Here is a 24,880-nt window from a genome sequence, read left to right as displayed (position 1 = left end):
GCAAATTTTGCAAGGAACGGACCGTTCATGGCACTTGCCTAGCCGCGCTCAAGCCCCGAAACGGTCGCCGGCGCGATCTGCACCGGAGCCGCCGGAAGCGGAGCCGGAACCGCCGACGGTCCCGCACCCGAGACAGGCAGAGCCAGCGAAGTCTTGCCCAGGTCCACGGTGATCTTCGGATACTGCGAAGGACCCGAGATGAACGAACCATCCGTCCCGCCGATGATCAGCGCCAGCTGATGTCCTTGCGGGACAACATGATCCGTACTCGCCAGCCGGAACGTCATCGTGTACGGCTGCCCCGGCGTCAGCGGCGACTCCTGGGTCAGCGAACCGTGGTTGGCCAGGTCGGCCCAGCCACGGCTGATGATGTTCAGCCCGACCGAGACCGCGTCGGTGCTCGTGTTCAGGTAACAGGCGTCGTTGCCGGAAGCGCTCGCGCCCCAGCACGACTGCGTCAGCTCGTTCTTGATGCCTTCCTTCGGCCCGGTGTAGTTCCGGATCGTCGCCGGGCCGTAGTCCACGAGGATCGCCGAGAGCTGCGCTGTGGACGTCGACGGCGTCGCGGTCACAGTCACCTTCGCCGTCCCGGACACGTGCAGATCCTTCGCCAGCGCGCCGGTGCTGAACAGCAAGCGTCCGTTCGAGGTCTCCGTCGGACGTGCGGCCCAGCTGTTCGAGGACTGACCGGAGGAGTCCGTGAACGACGCCGTACCCGTCCCCGCGGTGGTGCCGAGCGTGCCGACGCCCGGGGTGCCGCCTGCCGCGGGACGCAGGGTGACCGCACTGCCCGCGGGCCACGCCGCCTGGTCCACCCAGACGTCCGGCTCGCGTTCCACGCTCGCGCCCGGGGTCTTCTCGATGCCGTTGTCCACGCCGAGCAGGTAGTGGTCGAACCACTTGTGCAGGGTGTCGACCCACGCCGACCGCCGGTAGTCGAACGGGTCGACGTGACCGGCCTGCGTCAGCCAGATCTTGCGCTCGACGTTCAGCGCTTCCCACCACTGCCCGAAGTTGATCGTCTTGACGTTGAGGTCGCCCAGCCCGTGCGAAGCGAGCACGCTGGCCTTCACCTTCGACGCGCTCTGCACGTGATCCCGGTCGAGCCAGAAGGCGTTGTAGTCGCCGTTCGCCGTCGCGCCCGCGGTGAGCTTTTGGTTCGCCGCGCTGCAGTTCTGCCCGCCGTTGCGCTGGGAAACGGTCTGCGCGAGCCCCGCCGGGCTGCCCTGGCGCAGATTCGCGCCGTCGGAGCGGTAGTAGTCGTACCAGGAGCTGATGGCGCCGATCGGCACGATGGTCTTGAGCCCGTCGACACCGGTCGCGGCGACGCCGTTGGCGACCGTGCCGTCGTAGGACTTCCCGATCATGCCGACGGCGCCCGTCGACCAGGTCGCGTTCGTCCTGGCCGGTCCGGTCGCCGTCGTGTAGCCGTTCGCCCGGCCGTTCAGCCAGTCGACGACCTTGCGCGCCGAGTTGACGTCCGAGGGCCCGCCGATGTCGGTGCAGCCGCGGGATTTGTTGGTACCGGCCAGATCCACCAGTACCACGGCGTAGCCACGCGGAACGAAGAAGTTGTCGTAGTAGAGCGGGAACCCGACCGGCCTGCCCGCCGCGTCGTAGGTCTTGCGCTCGCTCTCGTTCCCTCGCCCGCAGCACGAGTAGTACGGGCTCGCGTCCATGATGACCGGGACCTTTTCGGCCCGCGCCGCCGGTTCCTTCGGGCGGATGATGTCGGCGGCGACCCGGTCGGAACGGCCGTCGCCGTCCCCATCGAGGCCGATGTCCACCCAGGCCGTCTCGCGGACGGCCTGGGCGAAGTCGTAGACCGGTTCGCTGCCCCGCGGTTTCGCCGCGGCCTGCGGTGCCGCGACCACGGCCGCGGCGACCGCCAAGATCCCTGCCAGCACAACTGTTTTCACGGTTGAGCCCTTCCCCGTCGGCTGAAAGCCCGTCAGGGAGAGCTAAACGCGATGATCACCTGTGCAGTAGAGCGGAAAGTCTTACAGATCGACCGCGCGGTAGAGCGAACCGACCTCGCCGCGGTTCAGCCGCCGGATCGAGCCCGACCGCTGGGCACCGAGCTGGACGTCGCCGAGCGCGGTCCGGACCAGTTTGCGCACGGGGTGCCCGGTGGCCGCCATCAGCCGCCGCACGATGTGCTTGCGGCCCTCGTGGATGACCAGTTCGATCTGGGTGCGACCGGCCAGCATGTCCTTGACCCGGAACTGGTCGACCTTGACGATGCCGTCCGGCAGTTCGAAACCGGCCCGCAGTTCCTTGCCGAGGCCGCGCGGGACGATGCCCTCGACCTCGGCGAAGTAGGTCTTGAGCACCTGGTACGACGGGTGCATCAGCCGGTGGCCGAGGTCGCCGTCGTTGGTGAGCAGCAGAAGGCCTTCGGTGTTCTCGTCGAGCCTGCCGACGTGCACGATGCCGGGCGTCTCCTCGTACCGGCCGCGCAGGTAGTCGCCGACGCACGGGCGGCCGCGGTCGTCGCTCATCGTGCTGTGCACGCCCTTGGGCTTGTTCAGCAGGAGGTAGACGAGGTCCTCGCGGACCTGCACGCGGGTGCCGTCGACGTGGATCACGGAGTTGTCCGGATCGACCCGGCGGCCGAGTTCGGTGACCACCTTGCCGTCCACGCTCACGCGACCGCGCACGATCAGGTCCTCGGCCGCGCGCCGCGAGGCGACGCCGGCCTGCGAAAGGACCTTCTGCAGCCGAATGCCGTCGGGATGCGGGTCAGATGTCATCGATGGTGTCCACTTCGGGTAGCAACGGAGCGATGGGCGGAAGGTCGGCCAAGGACGAGAGGCCCAGTCGCTCCAGGAACAGCTCGGTCGTCACGTACAGCGTGCCTGTGGTTTCGGGGTCGGTCCCCATCTCCTCGATCAGGCCGCGTGCCAGCAGCGTCCTGATCACCCCGTCCACGTTCACCCCTCGGACGGCGGCGACCCTGGCCCTGGTCACCGGCTGCCGATAGGCGATCACGGCGAGGCTCTCCAGTGCGGCTCGCGTCAGCTTGGAACGCTGGCCGTCGAGCAGAAGCTTCTCCACGAACGGGGCATAGACGTCCCTAGTGTAGAACCGCCACCCTTCGCCGACTCGGCGCAGGTCGATTCCGCTGGTCCGCTCGGTGAACTTCTGCGCCATCGTGCGCAGCGCCACGGTGACCCGGGACACGGATTGCCCGACGGTGTCGGCGAGCGATTCCTCGTTGATCGGCGAGTCGACGACCAGGAGCAACGCCTCCAGCGACGCTTCGAGGGCCTCGTCGGAGGTGAGGTCGGGATAGTCGCCGTCGCCTGCCGCCACGAGCCCCTCGTCGGCAGGCGGCTCCGCCTCGACCGCAGGCACCTCGGCCTCCGGCGGGCTGAAAGCGTCCTTCACCTCATCCGACGCGACGAAAGCGTCCTTCGCCTCGTCGGACTCGGTGATGGGAGCTTTCGGCCCATCACCGGTCTCGGGGGTTTCTTCGGTCTTCTGGGTCTCTTCGGGGCTCACCCGTACTCCTCGTCCTCCGCGGCGGCGAGGTCCTGTTCAGCCGCCACCGACGCCTGCGCCACGGACCCGCCGGTCCAGCGCACGTGCAGTTCGGCGAGCGCCTCCAGCTGCTCGAACTGGACCGTGGCCTCCCGGTACAGCTCCAGCAGCGCGAGGAACCGCGCCACGATCTCGACGGTGTGTTCGCAGTCCTCGACCAGCTCGCTGAAGGTCGCTTCGCCTCGTTCCGCGAGCTTGAGCCGCAGCAGCGCGGCGTGTTCGCGCACCGAGACCCGGCCCATGTGGATGTGCGCGATCGACACCGTCGGCGGCGGCTTCGGTTTGAAGACCGCGACGGCGATCTCGGCGAACTTCGCCGGGTCGACGCCGAGCATCACCTCGGGCAGCAGCCCCATGAACCGGTCTTCGAGCGCGACCGACCGCGGATACCGCCGCAGCGCACCGGCCTCCAGCTCACCGAACAGCGCCGCGACCTGCTTGTACGCCCGGTACTGCAGCACGCGCGCGAACAACAGGTCCCGCGCTTCGAGCAGGGCGAGGTCGTCTTCGCTCTCCACCTCGGCGGCGGGCAGCAGGCGTGCCGCCTTGAGGTCGAGCAGGGTCGCCGCGATGACCAGGAACTCGGTCGTCTCGTCGAGGTTCCACTCCGTGCCGAGCGCACGGGTGTAGGCGATGAAATCGTCCGTGACCTGGTGCAACGCGACTTCGGTGACGTCGAGCTGGTGCTGCGAGATCAGCTGGAGCAGCAGATCGAAGGGGCCCTGGAAATTCGACAGGTTCACCTTGAACTTGGACGTGCTCAGCTCTTCACTGGCCAGCCCTTCGGGGACCATCCCGCCGTGCACGGTCTCGTGCACGGCGGGAGTCTCGTCTGCCTCTGTCCGCTCGACCGGCTCTGAGCCGCTGGGAGCAGCCGCGGCCGGGTCGTCCATCAGCTCTCGGTCTCTTTCCCGTCCTCGCTGCCCGCCCGCAAGCGCTGGACGAGCACCGACTCCTCGCCCGCCGCGTCGAAGTCGGCCAACAGGACGGCCACCGCCTCGCGGACCAGCCTGCCGCGGTCGAGCACGAGCCCGTGCTTCGCCCGCAAGTTCAGCCTGGCCTGCTCCATCGCCAGCAGTTCGTCGCCGGAGACGTAGACGGTGATCTTCGCGTCGTGCTTGGTCCGCCCGGAACCGCTTCGCGCGGCACGGGACAGCTGTTCCTTGTGCGCGGGCCCCGTCTCGTTCCCGGATCCGTTCCCGTTGCCGTTCCCCGTCGAGGGGGCGGGCTGTTCGGGCGCGGGCGGGAGATCGAGGGCGGGGCTGGAGGTGATCCTGAAAAGTTCGGACGCTCCGGGCAGGGAAGCTCGCCTGCTCACCGGGCGATCACCTCGCGTGCCAGCGCGCGATAGGCCGCCGCACCGGCTGATTTGGGGGCCCACGTCGTGATCGGTTCGCCCGCGACGGTCGTCTCGGGGAACCGCACGGTGCGGTTGATCACCGTGTCGAACACGATGTCGCCGAATGCCTCCACCACTCTCGCCATGACCTCCTTCGAGTGCAGGGTTCTCGGGTCGTACATGGTGGCGAGAATCCCGGTGATGTCCAGTTTGGGGTTGAGGCGTTCCTGCACCTTCTCGATGGTGTCGATCAGGAGCGCTACGCCTCGCAGACTGAAGAACTCGCACTCCAGCGGGATGATCACACCGTCCGCGGCGGTCAGTGCGTTCACCGTCAGCAGGCCTAGCGAGGGCTGGCAGTCGACAAGAACATAGTCGTAGTCGTTCATGACCGGACGAAGGACCCGTAACAACGTGTGTTCGCGCCCTACCTCTGCGACCAACTGGACCTCGGCCGCGGACAGGTCGATGTTGCTCGGCAGCAGGTCGACGCCGTCCACCCGGGTCTTCCGGATGGTGTCGGTGATGCTGACCGAGCGCTCCATGATGACGTTGTAGACCGTCTGGTCCAGCTCGTGCGGCTGAATGCCGAGACCGACCGAGAGCGCGCCCTGCGGATCGAAGTCGACCAGCAGTACCCGGCGGCCGCATTCGGCGAGCGCCGCACCCAGGTTGATGGTCGAGGTGGTCTTGCCGACGCCGCCCTTCTGGTTGCACATGGCCATCACGAGTGCGGGGCCGTGCCGTTCCAGCGGCGGCGGATCGGGGATCTCGCGGTACGGACGGCCGGTGGGGCCGATACCTTCCCTCTCGAGTTCTTGCTGTTTGGTTTCTTTGGCGCGCTTGGCCTTGCGGCCGCGGGAAGAGATCGTGTCCTCCGACGGTTCGTCGCCGTCGTGTTCGGCGGGGGTTGCGATGGTCACCTGGCTGAGGCTCGCCGCGGCCGAACCGGCGGACGCGGACGGCTTCGCCGGCTCGTTCGGTGTCGACATAACGCGAAAGCTCCTCTTCGGCAGGATCCTCGGCAGCCTATGCGCGATTCACGAGTCGAGCCAACGAGGCACGCCGGGACCGACCGGGTCGTTTAGCCGAGGGCGCGGGGATGTGCTGTCGCGTAAACCTCGCGGAGTGTGTTCACCGTGACCAGCGTGTACACCTGCGTGGTCGTCACCGAGGCGTGGCCGAGCAGTTCCTGCACGACGCGGACGTCGGCGCCGCCTTCGAGCAGATGGGTCGCGAAGGAATGGCGCAACGTGTGCGGGGAAACGCCCGCCGTGATCCCCGCGGATTCCGCGGTGTCCTTGAGAACCTGCCACGCGCTCTGCCGGGAAAGCCTGGAGCCGCGGGCGTTCAGGAACATCGCCGGTGTCCCCCTGCCGTGGGTGGCGAGCGCCGGCCGCGCGCGGACGAGGTACGCGTGCACCGCTTCCAGCGCGGGACGGCCGATCGGCACGATGCGCTGTTTGCCGCCCTTCCCGTCGAGCAGCACGGTGCGTTCGGCGTCGTCGATGTCGTCGACGTCGAGCCCGACGGCCTCGGAGATCCGCGCGCCGGTCGAGTAGAGCAGTTCCAGCAGCGCCCGATCCCGCAGCGGCCGTTCGCCCTCGGGCGGCGGGGTTTCGAGCAGCTTCAGCACGGCGTCCACCGGTAGTGCCTTGGGCAGCCGTTTGGCCGCGGCGGGCGGGCGGACCTCGCGGGCAGGGTCGTTCTCGGTGATGCCGTCGGCGTGCGCGAACTTGTGCAGCCCCCGCACGGCGACCAGTGCGCGAGCGGCCGAGGACGCGGCGAGCGGCTGATGCTCTTCGTCGCCTTCGCGCAGCGCCGCGCCGAACGAGGTGATGTGCGCCGAGGTGACGTCGGTGAAGCGTTCGACGTCGGCGCCGTCGAGGTACGCGGTGTACCGGCGCAGGTCACGGGAGTAGCTGTCGAGGGTGTTCCTCGCGGTTCCGCGTTCGACCACCAGATGGTCGAGGTATGCGGCGACCACCTGGGCGACTCCGGTACCACCGGCCTGTGACACACGGACACTCTAGGACCATCACGACCCGTTCGGGGGTTCGCCGCGCGTACCGCGTCGCGGGTGTGAAACGGGCTACCTTGGGAGCATGTCCCAGCAACCGGACCCGGACGAGATGCGCGCCGGCACCGCCGAGCGCGAGGAGGCGGCGCGGCTGCTCGCCGACCACTACAGCCAGGGCAGGATCACGCCCGACGAGTACGAGGGCCGGGTCCTCGCCGCGTACGAGGCCGTGACGCTCGGCGAACTCCGGCCGCTGTTCCAGGACCTGCCCGCGCCGCATCCGACGTACCTGGCGCCGCGGTTCGACCCGCCGCCGTTCGTGCCCGTGTACCAGCAGCCTGCCGCGGTCATGCCGTACTCACCGAAGTCGAAGATCGCCGCCGGGGTGCTGCAGCTCGTGCTGCCGTTCGGGACCGGGCGGTTCTACACCGGGCACGTCGGACTCGCCTTGGGACAGCTGGCGGTCGTGGTGGTCACCTGCGGCATCGGGGTGGTCTGGCCGATGGTCGACGGGATCGTGCTGCTGGCGAACGGCGGCACCGACGCTCAAGGCCGCCGCCTCCGGGACTGACCCCGCTCCTCTCCCGAATGCCATGAACGGTCCGTTACTTGCAAATTTTGCAAGTAACGGACCGTTCATAGCGCGCTAAGCGCCTAGTGACCGCGCGAAGCGAACTTCGTCGGCCGGTCCTCCCAAGGCGCGTCCGCGGGCCGCGCCGAAGCCGCCCCCGAAAGCACCGCGTGCGCGGCGAGCACACCACCGACGGTCGACCCGTTCACCAGCTCACCTGCCAGCGCCATCCGGACCGCTTCGTCGAGCGGGAACTTCCGCATGACGAGGTCCGCCTCCTCGTCGCCGAGGACCTCCCTGTCCACTTCGGACAGTCCACGGGCGAGATAGACGCGGACGACCTCGTCGGTGAAGCCGGGCGACGCCGCGACGTCGACCAGGGTCTCCCAGCGCTCGGCGCTGAGCCCGACCTCCTCGACCAGTTCCCGTTCGGCCGCGCCGACGGGGTCCTCCCCCGCCTTGTCGATCAGCCCGGCGGGCAGTTCCCACAGCCGTCGCCCGATCGGGTGCCGGTACTGGTGGATCAGCGTGACCGCGCCGTCGTCGTCCAGCGCGACGACGGCGACCGCGCCGAGGTGCTCGACGACCTCACGGCGGGCGGTGCCGCCGCCGGGCATCACGACCTCGTCGACCCGCAGCCCGACGACGCGTCCGATGTGGACGTCCCTTGTGGACGCGACGGTGAACTCGTGCTTGCCGGGTTCGGTCACCGGGCCACCGTCTGCGGGGCTTCGGGCAGCTCGACCGGCAGCCGCTCGGCGACCTTGCGGTCCACGACGGCCTTCACGAACGCGCTGAACAGCGGGTGCGGGCGGGTCGGGCGGCTCTTGAGCTCCGGGTGCGCCTGGGTGCCGACGAAGAACGGGTGTTTGTCGGCGGGCAGCTCCACGAACTCGACAAGGTGGTCGTCGGGCGAGGTGCCCGAGAACACCAGACCGGCCTCGGAAAGGCGCTTGCGGTAGGCGTTGTTGACCTCGTAGCGGTGGCGGTGCCGCTCGGAGACCTCGGTGCTGCCGTACGCCTTCGCGACCTGCGAACCCGGCTTGAGCTTGGCGACGTAGGCGCCGAGCCGCATCGTGCCGCCCATGTCGCGCTCGCCGGCGACGACGTCGCGCTGGTCGGCCATCGTGGAGATGACCGGGTTCGCGCCCTCGTCGTCGAATTCGGCCGAGTTCGCGTCCTTGATCCCGGCCAGGTTCCGCGCCGCGTCGATCACCATGCACTGCAGGCCGAGGCACAGGCCCAGCAGCGGCAGTCCCTGGGTGCGGGCGTAGGCGATGGCGCCGACCTTGCCCTCGATGCCGCGGATGCCGAACCCGCCGGGGATCAGCACACCGTCCACATCGGACAGGGCGGCCGCGGCACCGGCCGGGGTCTCGCAGGAGTCCGAGGGGACCCAGGCGATCTGGACCTTGGCGCGGTGGGCGAATCCGCCCGCCCGCAGCGCTTCGGTCACCGACAGGTACGCGTCCGGCAGGTCGATGTACTTGCCGACGACCGCGACCCGCACCGTCTCCGACGGGTTGTGCACCCGGTCGAGCAGGTCGCCCCACACGGTCCAGTCGACGTCGCGGAACGGCAGCCCGAGACGGCGCACCACGTAGGCGTCGAGCGCCTCACGGTGCAGCACCTTCGGGATGTCGTAGATCGACGGCGCGTCGGGGCAGGCGATGACGGCCTCGGTGTCGACGTCGCACATCAGGCCGATCTTGCGCTTGAGATCCTCCGGCAGCTCGCGGTCGGCGCGGCACACGAGCGCGTCGGGCTGGATACCGATGTTGCGCAGCGCGGCGACCGAGTGCTGGGTCGGCTTGGTCTTCAGCTCGCCCGACGGGGCGAGGTACGGGACCAGCGAGACGTGGAGGAAGAAGCACTGGTCACGGCCGACGTCGTGGCGGACCTGACGGCAGGCCTCCAGGAACGGCAGCGACTCGATGTCGCCGACGGTGCCGCCGACCTCGGTGATCACGACGTCCGGGCTGTTCCCGTCCTCGTCGGCGCCCGCCGCGGCGGTGATCCTCGCCTTGATCTCGTCGGTGATGTGCGGAATGACCTGCACGGTGTCGCCGAGGTACTCACCGCGGCGCTCCTTGGCGATGACCTCGGAGTACACCTGCCCGGTGGTGACGTTCGCCTTGCCGTCGAGAGCCCGGTCGAGAAAACGCTCGTAGTGCCCGATGTCCAGATCGGTCTCGGCGCCGTCGTCGGTGACGAACACCTCACCGTGCTGGAACGGGTTCATCGTGCCTGGATCGACGTTGAGGTACGGATCCAGCTTCTGCATCGTGACCCGGAGCCCACGTGCGGTAAGGAGCTGACCCAGGCTGGAAGCCGTGAGTCCCTTACCCAGAGAGGAGGCAACGCCTCCGGTGACAAAGACATACTTGGTAGCCCGCGACTGAAGTCCCACGGGCTTCCACCTTATCGCACGCCCGCCGGAGCGCTCACCGGCCACGCCGCAAGCGTCCGATGGAGTGGAAAACCGCTACCCTCGCGGCGTGACAGACGCGCACGACACCTGGACCGCACCGGTCGCGGAAGGTCCGCTCGACGCGGACATCCGCGTCCCCGGCTCGAAGTCGATCACCAACCGGGCCTACGTCCTCGCCGCACTCGCCAGCGCGCCGACGCGGGTGCGGACCCCGCTCGACTCCCGGGACGCGCGGCTGATGCTCGGCGCCCTCTACACGCTCGGCGCGCACTCGCAGGGCAGCATCGGCGGCTATCTCGTGCACCCGCTCGGCCCCGGCCGTGTCCATCCCGAAGAGACCGTCCGGGTGGAACTCGGCAACGCGGGCACGGTCGCCAGGTTCACGCCCGCGCTCGCCGCGCTGGGCACCGGCCCGGCGCTGTTCGACGGCGACGAGGCGATCCGCCGCCGTCCCATCGGGCCGCTGCTGAAGGCGCTGCGCGGCCTCGGCGCCCGCATCGACGACGACCGCCGCGACGCGCCGCCGTTCACCGTCCACGGCGAAGGCGGCCTGCGTGGCGGCAAGGTCGACCTGGATTCGTCGGCGTCGAGCCAGTTCCTGTCCGCGCTGCTGCTCGCGGGGCCGTCGTTCCAGCAGGGTGTCACCGTGCGCCTGGTCGGCGGAGAGGTGCCGAGCGAACCGCATATCGCGATGACCGTCGAAATGCTCCGCCGCTTCGGGGCCACTGTGGAGCGCGAGGGCGACGAGTTCCACGTCGCGCCGACAAGGCTTTCCTGCCCCGAGTACATCGTCGAGCCGGATCTCTCGACGGCCGCCCCGTTCGTCGCCGCTGCGGTCGCGACCGGCGGCACGGTGCGGATCGCGGGCTGGCCGCAGCGGACGACCCAGCCGGGCGACTGGCTGCGCAGCCTGATGCCCGTCCTGGGCGCCACCGCCGAACTCGACGCGGGCGGCCTGACGGTCACCGGAAGCGGCACGATCCCCGGCGTCGAGCTGGACTTGCACGACGTCGGCGAACTGACGCCGGTGATCGCGGCGCTGCTGTGCTTCGCCGAGGGACCGTCGGTCATCTCCGGGGTGGCGCATCTGCGCGGCCACGAGACCGACCGGCTGACCGCGCTCGCCACCGAACTGTCGTCGCTCGGCGCCGACGTCCGCGAGACCGAGGACGGGCTGCGGATCACGCCGGCGCCGCTGCACGGCGGGAAGTTCCGCACCTACGACGACCACCGGCTGGTGATGGCGGCCGCGGTGCTCGGCCTGAAGGTCGAAGGGGTCGAGGTGGAGAACCCGGAGACGGTCGGGAAGACCTTCCCCGGATTCGGCGAAGCCTGGACCTCGATGCTCGGCTAGGCGCTGTCCTGTGAGTCTGTTCGATGGGCTTCGTGATCCAGGCGGTTCCTGGCGGTGCGGGCGGATCGGCCTCGTACCGGGTCGTACTCGGCCGTGTCCGCCCGTGCCGTCAGGGACCGCCTGGGCGCGAAGCCCGCGAACATGACTTACAGGACAGCGCCTAGGCGAGCCCTCCCGCGAACGGGGTTTCCCGCCACTGGTCGATCATCGGTTTGAGACCGTCGACGAGCATCGGCAGGTCGGGCGCCATCGCCAGGCACGCGACCACCTGAAGCAGGCCCACCGCTTCGAAGGTCCGCAGCAAGCCTTCGTCGACCTCGCGCAGCCCGAGTTCCCTAGCGGCGGCGTTGTAGGCCTCGATGCCTTCGGGGCCGTTGAAGGCGAGGTCGCGTTCGATCGGGCCGCGGTTGACGAGCTCGAAGTCGGAGTAGAGCTCGCCTTCGGTCGTGACGATCAGGTTGTAGCCCGGCGCGTCACCGTGGACCGGCTGGACGGTGGCCCCGGGGAACGCCTTGGCGAAGGCCTCCTCCGAGGCCAGCAGCGGCCGGAAGACCTCCCATTCGCGGCGGGCGCGGTCGAGGTCGGCGGGGGCGAGCAGTTCCGGCTTGCCTTCGAGCTGGGCGAGGCCGTCGGGGATGAACGGGTCGAGACCGTTCAGGAACGCCAGGTCGCCGGGATAGTCGCGGAGCGCGGCGTGCAGCGTCGCGACGAGCTCGGCCGAATGCTCTGCGGTGAGGTTCGCGTCCTCGACGGACTCGATGAGCTCCCAGAAGGTCATCGAGAAACCGTCGCGCTGCACGGGCTCCGCCGGGACCAGCGGGCTCGGCTTGACGACCGGGAGCCCCTTCTCGGCGAGCCAGGCGGTGACGGCGAGTTCACGCCGCTGGTCGGTCAGTTGCGTCTCCAGTGTGGTCGTGCGCGGCAGCACGGTCGGCACGCGCACGACGACAGGCGAAGGCGCCAGCCGCACGATGACGGAGAAAACGTCGTACAGGACCTCGGGTTCGGTGACCGTCAGTCCGAGGTCGCGGCCCGCGGAAACCGCGGCGGCCACCGCCCGCGCGGTGCGGGCGGCCCGTTGTTCGTCGGTGATCATGTCGCGAGTCTGACATCTCCGGTTCACCCGGCGGAGCGTTCTCCGTCATCTTCGGGGAACAACGCCTTCAGCGTGACCTCCCGGTTCACCCGCACATGTTCGACGGCATGGGACCGCGCTAGGTCGGCGTCGCCCGAAGCGATCGCGTCGTAGAGGCGGCGGTGCTCGTCGAGCAGTTCGCCCCAGTGCTCGTTCTGACTGGTCAGCCAGCGCAGCCTGCCCTCGAGCGGGCGGAGGATCTCGTGCAGGAGCCCGTTGCCCGCCAGCGCCACGATCTCGTCGTGGAAGCGGGTGTTGAGCAGGGTGATCCGGGCCGCGTCGCCGCTTTCGGTCGCGCGGGCGGCGTCGGTGAGCAGCCGTTCGAGTGCGCGGAGTTCCGCTTTGCCCGCCCGTTCGGCGGCCAGCCCGGCGGCGAGCCCTTCGAGCGCTTCACGGACGTCGAACAGCTCCTCGACGTCGGCCTTGGCCAGCTGGCGCACGACGATGCGCCGCGGCGACTGGACGGCGAGGAACCCTTCGGCCTCCAGGCTGCGGATGGCCTCGCGCACCGGGACCCGCGAGACGCCGAGGCCCTCGGCGAGTTCCCGTTCGACCAGCCTGTCCCCCGGCTTCAGCCGTCCGTCGAGGATCCGTTCACGCAGCGCGTCCCGGACCCGTTGCCGGGTCGCGGCCAGCGGCTGACGCGGTCCTTCCTCGGCCACCCGACCCCCTCGTTCAACACTGCCGTAACAGCTCGTAACCCGAGTTTATCGGCAGGAACCTTGACGACGGGCCACCGCGGGGTGATATTTGGGATGCCAAATTTTGGGATACCAAATCGACCGGACGTCCCCGTCGATCGGAGGCCCGCATGACCGCCGCCCCAGCAACCCGGTCCGAAGCGCCTACCACCGAGAACGCCGATCCCCGGCTCTGGAACGAAGACCTCGCCCCGGCGAAAGAACGCCGATGGAAGGTCTACGACATCTTCGCGTTGTGGATGTCGGACGTGCACAACCTCGGCAACTACACCTTCGCGGCGGGCCTGTTCGTCCTCGGGCTCTCAGCGTGGCAGGTGTTCACCGCACTGCTGACCGGGTTCGTGCTCATCTACTTCGGCATGAACCTGATGGGCCGGATCGGCCAGAAGACCGGCGTCCCCTTCCCCGTGGTCGCCCGCATCAGTTTCGGCACCTTCGGCGCGAACCTTCCCGCGCTGATCCGCGCGATCATCGCCATCTTCTGGTACGGCATCCAGACCTACCTCGCCTCCGTGGCCATCACGCTGCTGGTGCTCGCGATCGATCCCGGGCTGAAACCGTTGACAGAGGTGGGTTTCCTCGGCCTTCACGCACTCGGCTGGATCTGTTTCATCGCGTTGTGGCTCGCGCAGGCGCTGGTGCTCACCCGCGGGATGGAGGCCGTGCGCAAGTTCCAGGACTGGTGCGGTCCGGGTATCTGGGTCGTGATGATCGCGCTCGCGGTGTGGATCCTCGCCGCCGCCGACTGGAACATCTCCTTGACCAGCAACCCGAAGGCACTGTCCACAGGGGAGCAAGTACGGCAGTGGTTCGGCGCGGTCGGCCTGATCCTGTCCATCTACGGCACCCTGATGCTCAACTTCTGCGACTTCTCCCGATTCGCCCCGAACCAGAAAACTGTGCGGCGCGGGAACTTCTGGGGTCTGCCGATCAACTCGACGGCGTTCGCGCTGCTGTCGGTGCTGGTGACCGCGGGCAGCCTCCAAGTGTTCGGCGAAGCCATCACCGACCCCGCCGAACTGCTGGCCCGCATCGACAACACACCCGTGCTGATCATCGGCGCGCTGACCTTCGCGATCGCCACCATGGGCGTGAACATCGTCGCGAACTTCGTCTCCCCCGCCTACGACCTGGCCAACATCTGGCCGAAACGGATCACCTTCACCATCGGCGGGATGATCAGCGCGGTCGCCGCGTTGTGCGTGCTGCCGTGGAAGCTGTACTCCTCCCCCGCGGTGGTCAACTACTTCCTCGGCGGCCTCGGGGCCTTCCTCGGCCCGCTGTTCGGCATCATGATCGTGGACTACTACCTGGTGAAACGCGGCGGGATCGACGTGGACAAGCTGTTCGTGGCCGGACCGGATTCGCCGTACCACTACAAACGCGGGTTCAACCCGCGGGCGATGGTCACCTTCCTGCCCACGGCGGCGTTGTCCGCGATCATCGCCCTCGTGCCGTTCTTCGCCCCGGCCGCACCGTATTCGTGGTTCATCGGCACCGCTTCCGCGGCGGCGCTGTACTTCGCCGTGTCGCGGAAACAGCGGGTCGCGTGATGCGGATCCTGGTCACCAACTGCAACACCACCGAGGCGATGACCAAGGAGATCGAGGCGGGCGCGCGCGCCGCGGCGAGTCCCGGCACCGAAATCCTGGCCAGAACACCGTTGTGGGGCCCGGAATCCGCGGAAGGCTGGCTGGACAGCTTCCTGAGCGCCGCGGCCGTCCTCGACCTTCTCAACGGGCTGGACGAGCCGTTCGACGCGCTCGTGCTGGCCGGTTTCGGCGAGCACGGGCGGGAAGGCGCGCGGGAACTGCTGGACGTCCCGGTCGTCGACATCACCGAAGCGGCCGCGCATCTGGCCTGCCTGCTGGGAAGACGCTACGGCGTGGTGACCACATTGGACCGGACGTGCGGGCTCATCGAAGACAGCCTGCACGCCGCGGGCGTCGCGCGGAACTGCGTCGGCGTCCTCGGTGCCGGGCTCGGCGTGCTCGAACTGACCGACGAACGCCGGACGGAATCCGCGCTGCTGACCGCCGGACGGCGCGCCCGCGACGCAGGGGCGGAAGTCCTCGTCCTCGGCTGCGCCGGGATGACGGGCCTCGATCGCCGGATTTCGGCGATGCTCGACATCCCGGTGATCGACGGCGTCGCCGTCGTCGTCCGCCTCGCCGAATCCCTGGTCGCGCTGAACCTCAAGACCAGCCGGGCAGGCTCCTACGCCCGCCCGCTCCCGAAAACCCGCCTCTGGCCCCGCGTTTAGTCCTCTGAATGCGGTAGTTGCACACGCAAGTACCGCGTTCAGAGGACGAAATGCGAAGGGGGCTAGTTGCCAGCGGCGGCGATACCGGGTGCGGGAGCCTGGGCGTTACCCGCGATGCCGTAGCGCCCCGCGCCGCCTTCGAGCTGCTCGCGCAGCGCCATGATCGTGGTGACCCGGCCCGCGGCGGTCTCCGCGTTGTCCACAGTGGACAGGATGGACGTCGACGAGGTGTCGGCGCGGACGACGCCGATCGCGCCGGTGCCGTCGGCGGATCCCGCGTCGCCCGCCAGGACGGTGCCCGCGCCGGAACGGTCGAGCTGCGCGGCGAACCGCGCGACGGTCGAGGCACGGTCACCGGCGCCGTCCCCGGTGTACTTGGAGCCGGTGAGCACGATCGCGAGCTGCGCCGGCTTCACCTCCCCGCCGGTCTTGAGGAAACCGCCGTCGGTGAGCCCGCCGAGCGCGGCCGCCAGCTCCACCGGCGTGGACTGCGGCTGAGCGTTGTCCTTGTTCAGCAGCGCCACCGAGCCGAGCAGAGCGCCGGCGAGGGTGCCGGGGTCGCCCGCGGTCGGGAACTGGACACCGGCGGGCTGCAACCGCGAAACGACGTCACGCAGCTGATCCGACCGCATCGGGTCGGAGAACGCCTCGGTCAGCTGGATCTCGCCGGTGACGGCGGCCCCCGCCTGCCCGATGAGTTGCTTGAGCGCGTCGCGGTCCGCGGGCTTCGCGTCCTCAGTGGTCACCAGCACCACCGAACGCTTGTCGAGCTGCCCGGCGACGACCTTCGGCCCCATCGCACCGGCGAACGCGTCCGCGTCACCGAGCCTCGCGTTGAGCGAGTTGCGCTGCGCCTCCAGATCCGCGACCTGGGAACCCAGGTCCTCCTTCTGCCCGGCCAGCCCGGCCAGCAGCGAACCGTTCAGCGCCGTGGATCCGAGCACCACCCCGATGGCGAGCGCCAGGAAGCAGGCGGCGATGGAAACGATGTGGTACCGCAGTGAAATCACGTGAAAAGTCCCTTGCCCCAGGCGATGAACGAGTTCCAGGTGTCGCGGATCCAGTCGAGGTAGACCGAACCCACGTCCGACACCAGCAGCGCGACGCCGGCGGCCACCAGGGCCGCCAGCACCAGCAGGACGATGGCGCCGATGGACACCCGGCTGCGGTGCAGGGTCGCGACCGCCTTGCCGTCGACCAGTTTCGTGCCGAGTTTGAGCCTGGTGAGGAACGTGGACGGATTCGACCCGGACCGGCCGTGGTCGAGGAACTCCCGCAGCGTCGCCTGGAAGCCGACGGTGACCACGAGACTCGCCTCGTGCGCGTCGGCCAGCAGCAGCGCGAGGTCCTCGGCGTTGCCCGTCGCGGGGAAGGTGACGGCGCCGATCCCGAGGTCCTGGATGCGCTCGACACCCGGCGCGTGCCCGTCCGGCTGCGCCGGGACCACGACCTCGCCACCGCTGCGCAGCGTCTCGGCACCGATCCCGTGCGGGTCGCCGACGATGACGTCCGGCTGATAACCCTGCGCGCGCAGGGTGTCGGCCCCGGCGTCGACACCGATCAGCACCGGACGGTGCTCGGAGATGTACTTCTTCAGCTTCTTGAGGTCTTCGGCGTGCCCGTTGCCACCCGCGACCACGAGGGCGTGCCGGTCCTTGAGGGGAACCCGGATCTCCGGGACGCCGACACCGTCGAGGATGAGACTGCGTTCCCGGCGGAGGAATTCGATCGTGTTCGCGGAGAACGCCTCCAGCTGGGTGGACATCCCGGCCTTGGCCTCGATCATCTGGTCCGCGACGCTCTCACGCGTCTGCTGGACCCCCGATCCGAGCTGCCGCTCACCGATGTAGACGACGCCCTCGTGCAGGCGGAGTTTCGTGCCGTCCTTCACCTTGCGCAGCAGTTCGCCGCCGACCGAATCGACCAGCGGGATCCCGGCCTCGAGCAGGATCTCCGGGCCCAGGTTCGGGAATCGGCCGGAGATCGACGGCGAGGCGTTCACCACCGCCGCGACTTCGGCCTCCACCAAGGCATCCGCCGTCGACCGGTCGAGATCGAGCTGGTCGAGGACGACGATGTCGCCAGGGCTCAGCCGGCGGAGCAGCTCACGCGTACGCCTGTCGACCCTGGCGACGCCGGTGATCCCGGGGAGGGTCTCTTGGTTACGCGAGAGCAAGCCGGTGAGCTTCATGCGACCGATAGTGACAAATCCGCGCGGCCTTCCGTGTCCGCCACGCCGATGGAAACACGCCGATTAACCCACACCGGATCGGGCTACCCGGTCGTGACAGGCACTACTTCGCTTTCTTTCGCTTTCCGCCACGGCGGGCCTTGGGCTTGTCCGGCGCGCTCTTGTCGGCCTCGGCGACGGCGAGCAATTCCTCCGCGTGCGCACGGCCGGTCTCGGTGCTTTCCATTCCGGCGAGCATGCGGGCGAGTTCGACGACGCGCTCCGATTGTTCGAGCACGCGCACGCCACTGCGGGTCACCCCGCCGCTGGTCCCCTTGTCCACCACCAGATGCTGATCGGCGAACGCGGCCACCTGCGGCAGGTGGGTGACCACCAGGACCTGGTGACTACGCGCCAGCCGCGCGAGCCGCCTGCCGATCTCGACCGCGGCCCGGCCGCCGACCCCGGCGTCGACCTCGTCGAACACCAGCGTCTGCACAGTGTCCGCATGCGCGAGGACGACCTCGATCGCCAGCATCACGCGGGAAAGCTCACCGCCGGAAGCCGCCTTGTGCACCGGAAGCGGCGGTGCGCCGTTGTGCGCGCGCAGCAGCAACTCGACGTCGTCGACCCCGTCGGGGCCGGCGTGCACGAGCCTGCCTTCGACCTTCACCGCGTGCGGATCGCTCTCGTCCACGGTGCGCCGCTCGACGGTGATCTCGATCTCGGCCTGCCCCATGGCGAGCCCGGACATCTCGGCCGTGATCGCCTCGGCCAGTTCGGCGGCGGCCTCGACGCGCGCCTCCGACAGGGTCAGGGCGTGTTCCGCCAGCGTGACGGCGAGTTCGTCGCGGCGCTTGGCCAGTTCGGCCAGCGCCTCCTCGGAGGTGTCCATCGTGGACATCCGGCGGCGGGCGTCGTCGGCCCAGGCGAGCACGCCGTCCACGTCGGCCGCGTATTTGCGCGTGAGCCGCTTCAGATCCGCCTGACGCGCGAGCACCTTCTCCAGCAACGCCGGGTCGGCGTCGAGCGTTTCGAGGTAGCTGCCCAGCTCGGTGCCCACTTCGGACAGCAGTACCGAAGCCTCGTCCAGCCGGGGCCCGAGTTCCCGCAGCACGGCGTCCTCGGAACCGTTCAGATGGCGGGTCGCCTCCCCGATCAGCCCCAGCGCGCCGGGCGCGTCCGGATCCCCGTCCGCCGAACCGGCGACGGCGGCGTGCGCAGCGCTGGCCGACGCCCGCAGCTCGTCGACCGCGGCGAGCCGCTTGATCTGTTCGGTGAGTTCGGTGTCCTCGCCCGGTTCGGGCGCGACGGCGTCGATCTCGGTGAGCCCATGCCGCAACAGGTCCGCCTGCTGGGCCATCTCACGGGACCGGGTGGACCGCTCGGTCAGCTCGGCGACGACGGCGAGCCATTCGTCCCGCACCGCGCGATAGCGCTCGAGCGGTGCGGTGACGGCCTCACCGGCGAACCGGTCGATCACCGCGCGCTGCTCGGCGGGCCGCAGCAGCCGCAGCTGATCGTTCTGCCCGTGGACCGCGATCAGCTGCTCGGACAGATCGGCCAGTACGCCGACCGGCACCGAACGGCCGCCGAGGTGGGCGCGGGACCGGCCGTCGACCGAGACCGCGCGCAGCGCGATGACGCTGCCGTCCTCGTCGACCTCCGCCCCGGCGTCGGTGACGATCCGGGTGGCGCCCTCCGCGCCGCCCAAGTCGAATCGGCCTTCCACGAAGGCCTTCAGCATTCCCGTCCGCACCTTGGACACTTCGGCTCGGCCGCCGGAGAGCAGGTGCAACCCGCTGACGACCATGGTCTTGCCCGCACCCGTCTCACCGGTGACGACGGTGAAGCCCGCGTGCAGTTCCAGCAGGGCGTCCTCGATGACTCCGAGGCCCTGGATGCGCATCTCGGCCAGCACGACGCCCACCGTAGCGGCCCACCCCGACCATTCCCGCACCCGGCACGTCATGAAAGGGTCGTTCAAGACGTTTTTTGTCCTGAACGACCCTTTCCTGACATCCGTCAGCGGGCGTGTCGTTCCCGCCAGCCCTTGATCGGCAACGAGAACTTGTGCACCAGCCGGTCGGTGAAGGGGCCTTCCCACAACCGGATCAGGCGCACCGGCACCCGGCCGCAGGTGACCCGTACGGCCGCGCCGGCGGGAAGATCGAAGGTCCGCGATCCGTCGCAGGTCAGGACGGCGGGTGAACCGTCCGGATCGATGGCGACGGTGATCTCCGAGTCACGCGAGACGACCAGCGGCCGCGAGAACATCGCGTGCGCGTTGCTCGGGACCACCAGCAGGGCCTGGACGTCCGGCCAGATGATCGGCCCGCCCGCGGAGAACGCGTACGCCGTCGAGCCGGTCGGTGTGGCACACAGGACGCCGTCGCAGCCGAAGGACGACACGGGCCTTCCGTCGACCTCGATGAGCGCGTCCAGCACGCGCTCACGCGAGCTCTTCTCGACACTGGCTTCGTTGAGCGCCCACGTGTTGACGGTCTCCTCACCGTCGACGGTCACGACGACGTCGACGGTCATCCGCTCTTCGACCTGGTAGTCACCGTCGACGGCGCGCTGGACGGTGTCGGCGAGCTTGTCGGAATCGGCCTCGGCAAGGAAGCCGACGCGGCCGAGGTTCACCCCCAGCACCGGAACGCCGTTCGGCCTGGCCAGTTCCGCGGCCCGCAACAGCGTGCCGTCGCCGCCGAGCACGAACACCAGCTCGGTCCCGGCGGCCGGATCCTGTTCCGGCGCCATGACCGTGCAGGGCCCGCCGATCCCGCCGTCCGCCTCCAGCATCTCCTTCACGTCCTCGTCGAGCACCCGCAGCCGCACACCGGCCTTGGCGAAACGGGCCGACACCTCACGTGCCGCGTCCCGGGTCGCGTCCCGGTCCGGGTGCACGACGAGCAGCACCTCGCGATCGCTCATTGGGGTCCCTCCAGGACTGCGGTGCGGACGAGCCGCTCGGCATCGGTGCCGACGGTCTCCCCCGCCCCGCGGGTAAGCCAGACGAAGTATTCGACGTTCCCGGACGGCCCGGGAAGCGGGCTCGCCACGACGCCGCGCAGACGCAGGTCCAGCTTCCCGGCCTCGGCGAGCACGCCGAGCACGGATTCGGCCCGGAGCTCCGGGTCACGGACGACGCCGCCGCTGCCGAGCCGGTCCTTGCCCACTTCGAACTGCGGTTTCACCATCGGCACCAGATCGGCGCCGTCCCGCGCGCACGCGGCCAGCGCGGGCAGCACGAGTTTGAGCGAGATGAACGAAAGGTCCCCGACCACGAGGTCGACCTGCCCGCCGAGATCTTCCGGGGTCAGGTTGCGGACATTCGTCTTGTCGAGCACGACCACGCGGTCGTCGGTGCGCAGCCGCCAGTCCAGCAGACCGCGGCCGACGTCGGCGGCGATCACCGTGGCGGCGCCGTTGCGCAGCAGGACATCGGTGAAGCCACCGGTCGAAGCGCCCGCGTCGAGGCAGCGCTTTCCTTCGGTGGAAAGGCCTTGCGGGGTGAAGGCTTCGAGCGCGCCGAGCAGTTTGTGCGCGCCGCGGGAGGCCCAGCCGGGGTCGTCGCTGTCGCGCACCACGATCGGCGCGCCGGATTCGACCCCGGTCGCGGGTTTGGTGGCCACCATCCCGCGCACGCTGACCTTGCCATCGGCGATCAGCGCGGACGCCTGCTCCCGGGAACGGGCGAGACCCCGCCGGACGAGCTCCGCGTCCAGGCGGGCGCGTTTGGGCACGCGGTCAGACCTTGTCGATGGTGGACAGCGCCACCGTCAGCTCGGTGTGCACGGCTTCGAAGCGGTCGACGTGCTCCGAGAGCGGAAGGGCGGCGAGGTCGTCGAGACCTGCCACGGCTTCGTCGATCCCGGCTCGGGGATCCGTGTCCTGCTGCTCGAACTGGTCAACCTGGACCGCCGGGGGGCCAGACACCGGCGGAGGGCCTGGTACCGGCGGTCGCGGCACGGGGTGGAAGTGGTCTTGCACCCCACCAAGTTAGCAGCGCTGGTCAGGCGAGGCGCAGCTCGCCGAGCGCGGCGCGGGCGGTGTCGCCCACACCACGGACCTCGGTGATCCCCGACTCCCAGGCCGCCGCGCACAATGCGCGCAACAGGTCGAGGGAGTCGCCTTCACCGTCGGCTTCGAGCACGTCACCCTGTGCGGTGACACGCCAGCCGTCCTTGGGCCCGATTTCGAGCAGCTCCGCGCGGCTGCTCAACCCGGACAGATCCCACGAGAGGTAGCGAGGACGCTCCTCGGGCCTGGCCTTGATCAAGGACGCCGCGTCGGCGACGCCGGTCAGGACGCAGAGCGCGTCGATCCCGGCCGCGACCGCGCCCTCGATGTCGGTGTCCAGCCGGTCACCGACGACGAGCGACCGCTCCGCGCCCGCGTCCCGCGCCGCCGTGGTGAACAGCAGCGGCGCCGGCTTGCCTGCCACCAGCGGTTCGACGCCGGTGGCGGTGCGCAACGCGGCCACCATCGACCCGTTGCCCGGCAGCAGCCCGCGTTCGGTCGGCAGGGTCGCGTCGACGTTGGTCGCCACCCACAGCGCGCCCGCGCGGATGGCGAGGCACGCCTCCGCGAGCGCGGCCCAGGTGTTCTCCGGGGAATGCCCCTGAACGACGGCGGCCACGTCCGGACCGGCTTCCCGGACCGTCCGCAGCCCGGCCGACTCGATCTGGGCGGCCAGCGAGTCAGTGCCCACGACGAGCACCACGGAGCCCTGAGGCAGCCGCTCACCCAGCAGGGTGGCGGCGGCCTGCGAGCTCGTGTGGACTTCCTCGGGCGTGGCCGGGAGTCCGAGTGCCTCCAGGTGTGCGGAGACCTCCGCGGGCGCCTTGGAGGCGTTGTTGGTCACCCACCGGACGGCGGTGCCGTGGTCCCGAAGCGCCCGGAGTGCTTCCGGTGCGCCCGGGACCACGATGCCGCCGTGGTAAACCGTGCCGTCGAGGTCGAACAGGACCGCGTCGTACCCGGCCGACAGAGCGTCAGCCATTCGTGAGCTCCGCGGCGCGGCCGTCGGCGTCGGTCTCGTCCTCCTCGTCGGCCTCTGCCGCGTTCAGGAACCAGCGGATCGCCTCGTCCTTGCGGTCTGCGGCGGCGAGGTTGTCGGCGTAGGCGTAGAACAGCCGGGCGCTCCACGGGTCGCGCTTCTCCGCCTTGAGGTCGTCGCTCTGAAGGGAGACGACGGCGGCGTCCAGCTGGCCGAGGTCACGCCGGGCGCCGGCGGCGACGATCGCGAGTTCGATCTGGGTCGCCTTGGCCAGGCGCTCCTTGTCGACCTCCTTCGCGAGGTCGAGTGCCCGCTCCGGACGGCCGATGGCGCGCTCCGCGTCGGCGATGATCGCGATGTGTTCGTCGGTCCGGGTCATCCGGCGGACGGCCCGCAGCTCGGACAGTGCCTCGGACCAGTTGCCCGCGTGGTAGGCGACCAGGCCGAGCGCCTCACGGACGATCGGGACCCGCGACGCCTTGGCCTTCGCGTACTTGGCGTGCTCCATCGCGGCTTCGGGGTCTTCGTCGACGAGGCCACCGGCCGCGACCAGGTGCTTGCCGACGGTTTCCGCGAGTGCCTTGGGCAGCGTGCGGAGTTCCCGGCGGACCTCCTCGTCGAGATCGGAGAACTCGATGCCTTCCGGCAGCTCCGGAGCCGAGAGCAGCTCACGCGCCAAGGTCTCGTCGTCGACCGGCTTGTCCTCGGTGCGAGGCGAGGAACGGAAATCCTTCCGTCCTTCGGAACGGTCGCGCTGGGGACGGTCGTCACGCTTGCGCTCGAAGCCGCCACGCTTGTCGTCGTAGCGCTTCTCCGGCCGGTCGGACGAGCGACTGACAGGACGGTCACCGGACGGCCGGTAGGCACCGCGCTTGTCGTCACCGCGCTTCTCGGCACCACGGTTGTCGTCGCCACGCTTGTCGCGGTCGCCGAAGCTCTTGCGCTCGTAGCCACCACTGCTGGGACGGCGATCGCTCGAGGACGGACCACGACGGTCGCCGCCGCTGTAGCCACCGGAACGGGACCCACCGCGGTCGTCGCGGTAGGACGGACGCCGATCGTCACCGCGCTTGTCGTCACTCCGCTTGTCGTCACCGCGGTTGTCGCGGTCACCGTAGGACTTGCCCTGGGGGCGTCCTTCGTAACGGTTGCCGGACGGGCGGTCGTCGGAACGGCCGCGATTGTCCGAGCCGTAACCGGAACGAGCCGGGCGGCTGTCGGAGCGCTTCTCGTACCGGTTCTCGGAGCGGTTGTCCGAACGGGTGTCCGAACGATTGTCGGAGCGGTTGTCGTAGCGACGCTCGGGACGGCTGTCGGACGAGCGGTAACCGCCGCGGTCGCCACCCCGGTTGTCGGAGCGGTAGCCCCCGCGGCTGTCGCCGCCGCGACTGTCACTGCCACGGTTGTCGCCGCCGCGGTATCCACCGCGATCGCCGCCACGGTTGTCCCGGCTGTCGCGGTTGTCGGAGCGGAAGCCACCGCGGTCGCCACCCCGGCTGTCGCCACCCCGGTTGTCGGAGCGGAAGCCACCGCGGTCACTGCCGCGGCTGTCGCTACCCCGGTTGTCGGAGCGGTAACCGCCGCGGCTGTCGCCGCCACGATTGTCCGAACGGAAACCGCCGCGGTCGCCACCCTTGTTGTCACGGCTGTCGCGCCGGTCGTCGGAGCGGTAGCCGCCACGACGGTCGCTGTCGCGGCTACCGGACCGGTCGCCGGCACCGGGGCCACGACGGTCGTCGCTGCTGTTGTTGTAACGCGGGCGGTTCTCGTCACGCCCCTGGCTTGCGAACCGGCTGCCACCGGGGCGCTGGTCACGGGGACCGTCGCCACTGCGTGCGGGCTTGCCGGGATAGCTGCTGCCGGTACCGCGTGCGCCGCGGTCGTCACGACGCGGGCGACCCTGGTAGCCACCATCGCGGCCGCCCCGGTCCTGCCCGCCGCCGGCGGAACCGCGCCGGTCACCTCGCTGCGCGTCAGACCGGCCTCCGCGGGGACTGTCGTCCCGGCGACCCGACCGGCCGGACGCGCCATCATCTGAGTCACGTCGACCGAACTCGGACACCTGGCCTCCTGCCACTATTGAAAAGTTTCGACACTTGCGCCCACCCGTCAGGTGGGCCAACGGACCATTCTAGTCGGTCCATGGACATGAAAAGAGACAGGGCCCTGACCCGGGGAGAACCTGTGGGGTTCTCAACCCTGGTCAGGACCCTGTCCTGAAGTTAGTCCGGCGGTGTCCTACTCTCCCACAACCCTTCGGTTGCAGTACCATCGGCGCTGTCAGGCTTAGCTTCCGGGTTCGGAATGGGACCGGGCGTTTCCCTGACGCTATGACCACCGAAACACTG

General features: G+C 69.6%; 23 protein-coding genes and 1 rRNA gene. 4 read left to right on the top strand and 20 right to left on the bottom strand.

Going from position 1 to position 24,880, the window contains the following annotated elements; genetic code table 11:
• Positions 1–38: 38 nt before the first annotated feature.
• The 7 genes from DMH03_RS40055 to xerD all read right to left on the bottom strand — a co-directional run bounded on the left by DMH03_RS40055 (position 39) and on the right by xerD (position 6,869).
• Positions 39–1,907 carry a Xaa-Pro dipeptidyl-peptidase gene (locus DMH03_RS40055; RefSeq protein WP_125797321.1) on the bottom strand — a complete coding sequence of 623 codons (1,869 nt, stop codon included), beginning with the start codon at positions 1,905–1,907 and terminating at the stop codon, positions 39–41.
• Between the two features lie 93 nt (positions 1,908–2,000).
• A complete protein-coding gene (locus tag DMH03_RS40050; protein ID WP_125786284.1) occupies positions 2,001–2,753 on the bottom strand; it encodes a pseudouridine synthase in 753 nt (250 codons plus the stop codon).
• Complete coding sequence (gene scpB, locus DMH03_RS40045) at positions 2,743–3,504, bottom strand: SMC-Scp complex subunit ScpB (protein ID WP_125797218.1); 762 nt, start codon at positions 3,502–3,504, stop codon at positions 2,743–2,745. The genes DMH03_RS40050 and scpB overlap by 11 nt, the downstream gene beginning before the upstream one ends.
• Positions 3,501–4,436 carry a ScpA family protein gene (locus DMH03_RS40040; RefSeq protein WP_199746680.1) on the bottom strand — a complete coding sequence of 312 codons (936 nt, stop codon included), beginning with the start codon at positions 4,434–4,436 and terminating at the stop codon, positions 3,501–3,503. The genes scpB and DMH03_RS40040 overlap by 4 nt, the downstream gene beginning before the upstream one ends.
• Positions 4,436–4,861 carry a cobyrinic acid a,c-diamide synthase gene (locus DMH03_RS40035; protein WP_125797217.1) on the bottom strand — a complete coding sequence of 142 codons (426 nt, stop codon included), beginning with the start codon at positions 4,859–4,861 and terminating at the stop codon, positions 4,436–4,438. Before DMH03_RS40035 ends, DMH03_RS40040 begins: the two co-directional genes overlap by 1 nt.
• Positions 4,858–5,874 carry a ParA family protein gene (locus DMH03_RS40030; protein WP_125786281.1) on the bottom strand — a complete coding sequence of 339 codons (1,017 nt, stop codon included), beginning with the start codon at positions 5,872–5,874 and terminating at the stop codon, positions 4,858–4,860. Before DMH03_RS40030 ends, DMH03_RS40035 begins: the two co-directional genes overlap by 4 nt.
• 92 nt (positions 5,875–5,966) lie before the next feature.
• Positions 5,967–6,869, bottom strand: a complete 903-nt coding sequence (gene xerD / locus DMH03_RS40025) for a site-specific tyrosine recombinase XerD (protein WP_125797320.1) — start codon at positions 6,867–6,869, stop codon at positions 5,967–5,969.
• A gap of 118 nt (positions 6,870–6,987) precedes the next feature.
• On the opposite strand from xerD, the gene DMH03_RS40020 reads away from it, so the two are divergent.
• On the top strand, positions 6,988–7,473 hold the full coding sequence (locus DMH03_RS40020; RefSeq protein WP_125797216.1) for a DUF1707 domain-containing protein: 486 nt from the start codon (positions 6,988–6,990) through the stop codon (positions 7,471–7,473).
• An 83-nt stretch (positions 7,474–7,556) separates the two neighbouring features.
• Here the strand turns inward: DMH03_RS40020 and DMH03_RS40015 are convergent, their stop codons facing one another.
• Positions 7,557–8,183 (bottom strand): NUDIX hydrolase, encoded by a 627-nt coding sequence (locus DMH03_RS40015; protein WP_125797215.1) that lies wholly within the window; start codon positions 8,181–8,183, stop codon positions 7,557–7,559.
• On the bottom strand, positions 8,180–9,883 hold the full coding sequence (locus DMH03_RS40010; protein ID WP_125786278.1) for a CTP synthase: 1,704 nt from the start codon (positions 9,881–9,883) through the stop codon (positions 8,180–8,182). Before DMH03_RS40010 ends, DMH03_RS40015 begins: the two co-directional genes overlap by 4 nt.
• Positions 9,884–9,971: 88 nt before the next feature.
• On the opposite strand from DMH03_RS40010, the gene aroA reads away from it, so the two are divergent.
• Positions 9,972–11,258, top strand: a complete 1,287-nt coding sequence (gene aroA / locus DMH03_RS40005) for a 3-phosphoshikimate 1-carboxyvinyltransferase (RefSeq protein ID WP_125797214.1) — start codon at positions 9,972–9,974, stop codon at positions 11,256–11,258.
• Between the two features lie 160 nt (positions 11,259–11,418).
• On the opposite strand, the gene DMH03_RS40000 is transcribed toward aroA, so the two are convergent.
• Together DMH03_RS40000 and DMH03_RS39995 are read right to left on the bottom strand one after the other, a co-directional pair.
• Complete coding sequence (locus tag DMH03_RS40000; RefSeq protein ID WP_125797213.1) at positions 11,419–12,354, bottom strand: aminoglycoside phosphotransferase family protein; 936 nt, start codon at positions 12,352–12,354, stop codon at positions 11,419–11,421.
• A gap of 23 nt (positions 12,355–12,377) precedes the next feature.
• Entirely contained in the window at positions 12,378–13,055 is a 678-nt protein-coding gene (locus DMH03_RS39995) for a GntR family transcriptional regulator (protein ID WP_125797212.1), read from the bottom strand.
• A gap of 149 nt (positions 13,056–13,204) precedes the next feature.
• On the opposite strand from DMH03_RS39995, the gene DMH03_RS39990 reads away from it, so the two are divergent.
• Positions 13,205–14,647, top strand: coding sequence for an NCS1 family nucleobase:cation symporter-1 (locus tag DMH03_RS39990; protein ID WP_125797211.1), 1,443 nt, complete (start codon positions 13,205–13,207; stop codon positions 14,645–14,647).
• Entirely contained in the window at positions 14,647–15,357 is a 711-nt protein-coding gene (locus tag DMH03_RS39985; protein WP_125797210.1) for an aspartate/glutamate racemase family protein, read from the top strand. The genes DMH03_RS39990 and DMH03_RS39985 overlap by 1 nt, the downstream gene beginning before the upstream one ends.
• 62 nt (positions 15,358–15,419) lie before the next feature.
• On the opposite strand, the gene DMH03_RS39980 is transcribed toward DMH03_RS39985, so the two are convergent.
• The 9 genes from DMH03_RS39980 to rrf all read right to left on the bottom strand — a co-directional run bounded on the left by DMH03_RS39980 (position 15,420) and on the right by rrf (position 24,874).
• Positions 15,420–16,367 carry a copper transporter gene (locus DMH03_RS39980; protein WP_125797209.1) on the bottom strand — a complete coding sequence of 316 codons (948 nt, stop codon included), beginning with the start codon at positions 16,365–16,367 and terminating at the stop codon, positions 15,420–15,422.
• Complete coding sequence (steA, locus tag DMH03_RS39975) at positions 16,364–17,548, bottom strand: putative cytokinetic ring protein SteA (RefSeq protein WP_125797208.1); 1,185 nt, start codon at positions 17,546–17,548, stop codon at positions 16,364–16,366. The genes DMH03_RS39980 and steA overlap by 4 nt, the downstream gene beginning before the upstream one ends.
• Before the next feature lie 103 nt (positions 17,549–17,651).
• Positions 17,652–19,448, bottom strand: a complete 1,797-nt coding sequence (recN, locus tag DMH03_RS39970) for a DNA repair protein RecN (protein ID WP_199749210.1) — start codon at positions 19,446–19,448, stop codon at positions 17,652–17,654.
• A gap of 104 nt (positions 19,449–19,552) precedes the next feature.
• Positions 19,553–20,464, bottom strand: coding sequence for an NAD kinase (locus DMH03_RS39965; protein WP_125797207.1), 912 nt, complete (start codon positions 20,462–20,464; stop codon positions 19,553–19,555).
• Positions 20,461–21,276 carry a TlyA family RNA methyltransferase gene (locus DMH03_RS39960; protein WP_125797206.1) on the bottom strand — a complete coding sequence of 272 codons (816 nt, stop codon included), beginning with the start codon at positions 21,274–21,276 and terminating at the stop codon, positions 20,461–20,463. The genes DMH03_RS39965 and DMH03_RS39960 overlap by 4 nt, the downstream gene beginning before the upstream one ends.
• Positions 21,277–21,280: 4 nt before the next feature.
• Positions 21,281–21,523, bottom strand: coding sequence for a hypothetical protein (locus DMH03_RS39955; RefSeq protein WP_370311035.1), 243 nt, complete (start codon positions 21,521–21,523; stop codon positions 21,281–21,283).
• 22 nt (positions 21,524–21,545) lie between these two features.
• Complete coding sequence (locus DMH03_RS39950) at positions 21,546–22,535, bottom strand: HAD-IIA family hydrolase (RefSeq protein ID WP_125797204.1); 990 nt, start codon at positions 22,533–22,535, stop codon at positions 21,546–21,548.
• Positions 22,528–24,594: a hypothetical protein gene (locus DMH03_RS39945; RefSeq protein ID WP_125797203.1), complete on the bottom strand. Its 2,067-nt coding sequence runs from the start codon at positions 24,592–24,594 to the stop codon at positions 22,528–22,530. Before DMH03_RS39945 ends, DMH03_RS39950 begins: the two co-directional genes overlap by 8 nt.
• A gap of 163 nt (positions 24,595–24,757) precedes the next feature.
• Positions 24,758–24,874 (bottom strand): 5S ribosomal RNA (gene rrf / locus DMH03_RS39940).
• Positions 24,875–24,880: the final 6 nt, after the last annotated feature.

The organism is Amycolatopsis sp. WAC 01376, assembly GCF_003947415.1.
Classification (GTDB): Bacteria; Actinomycetota; Actinomycetes; order Mycobacteriales; family Pseudonocardiaceae; genus Amycolatopsis.
The sequence above is the reverse complement of the archived record's forward strand: the minus strand, read 5'-3'. Positions and strand labels throughout refer to the sequence as shown.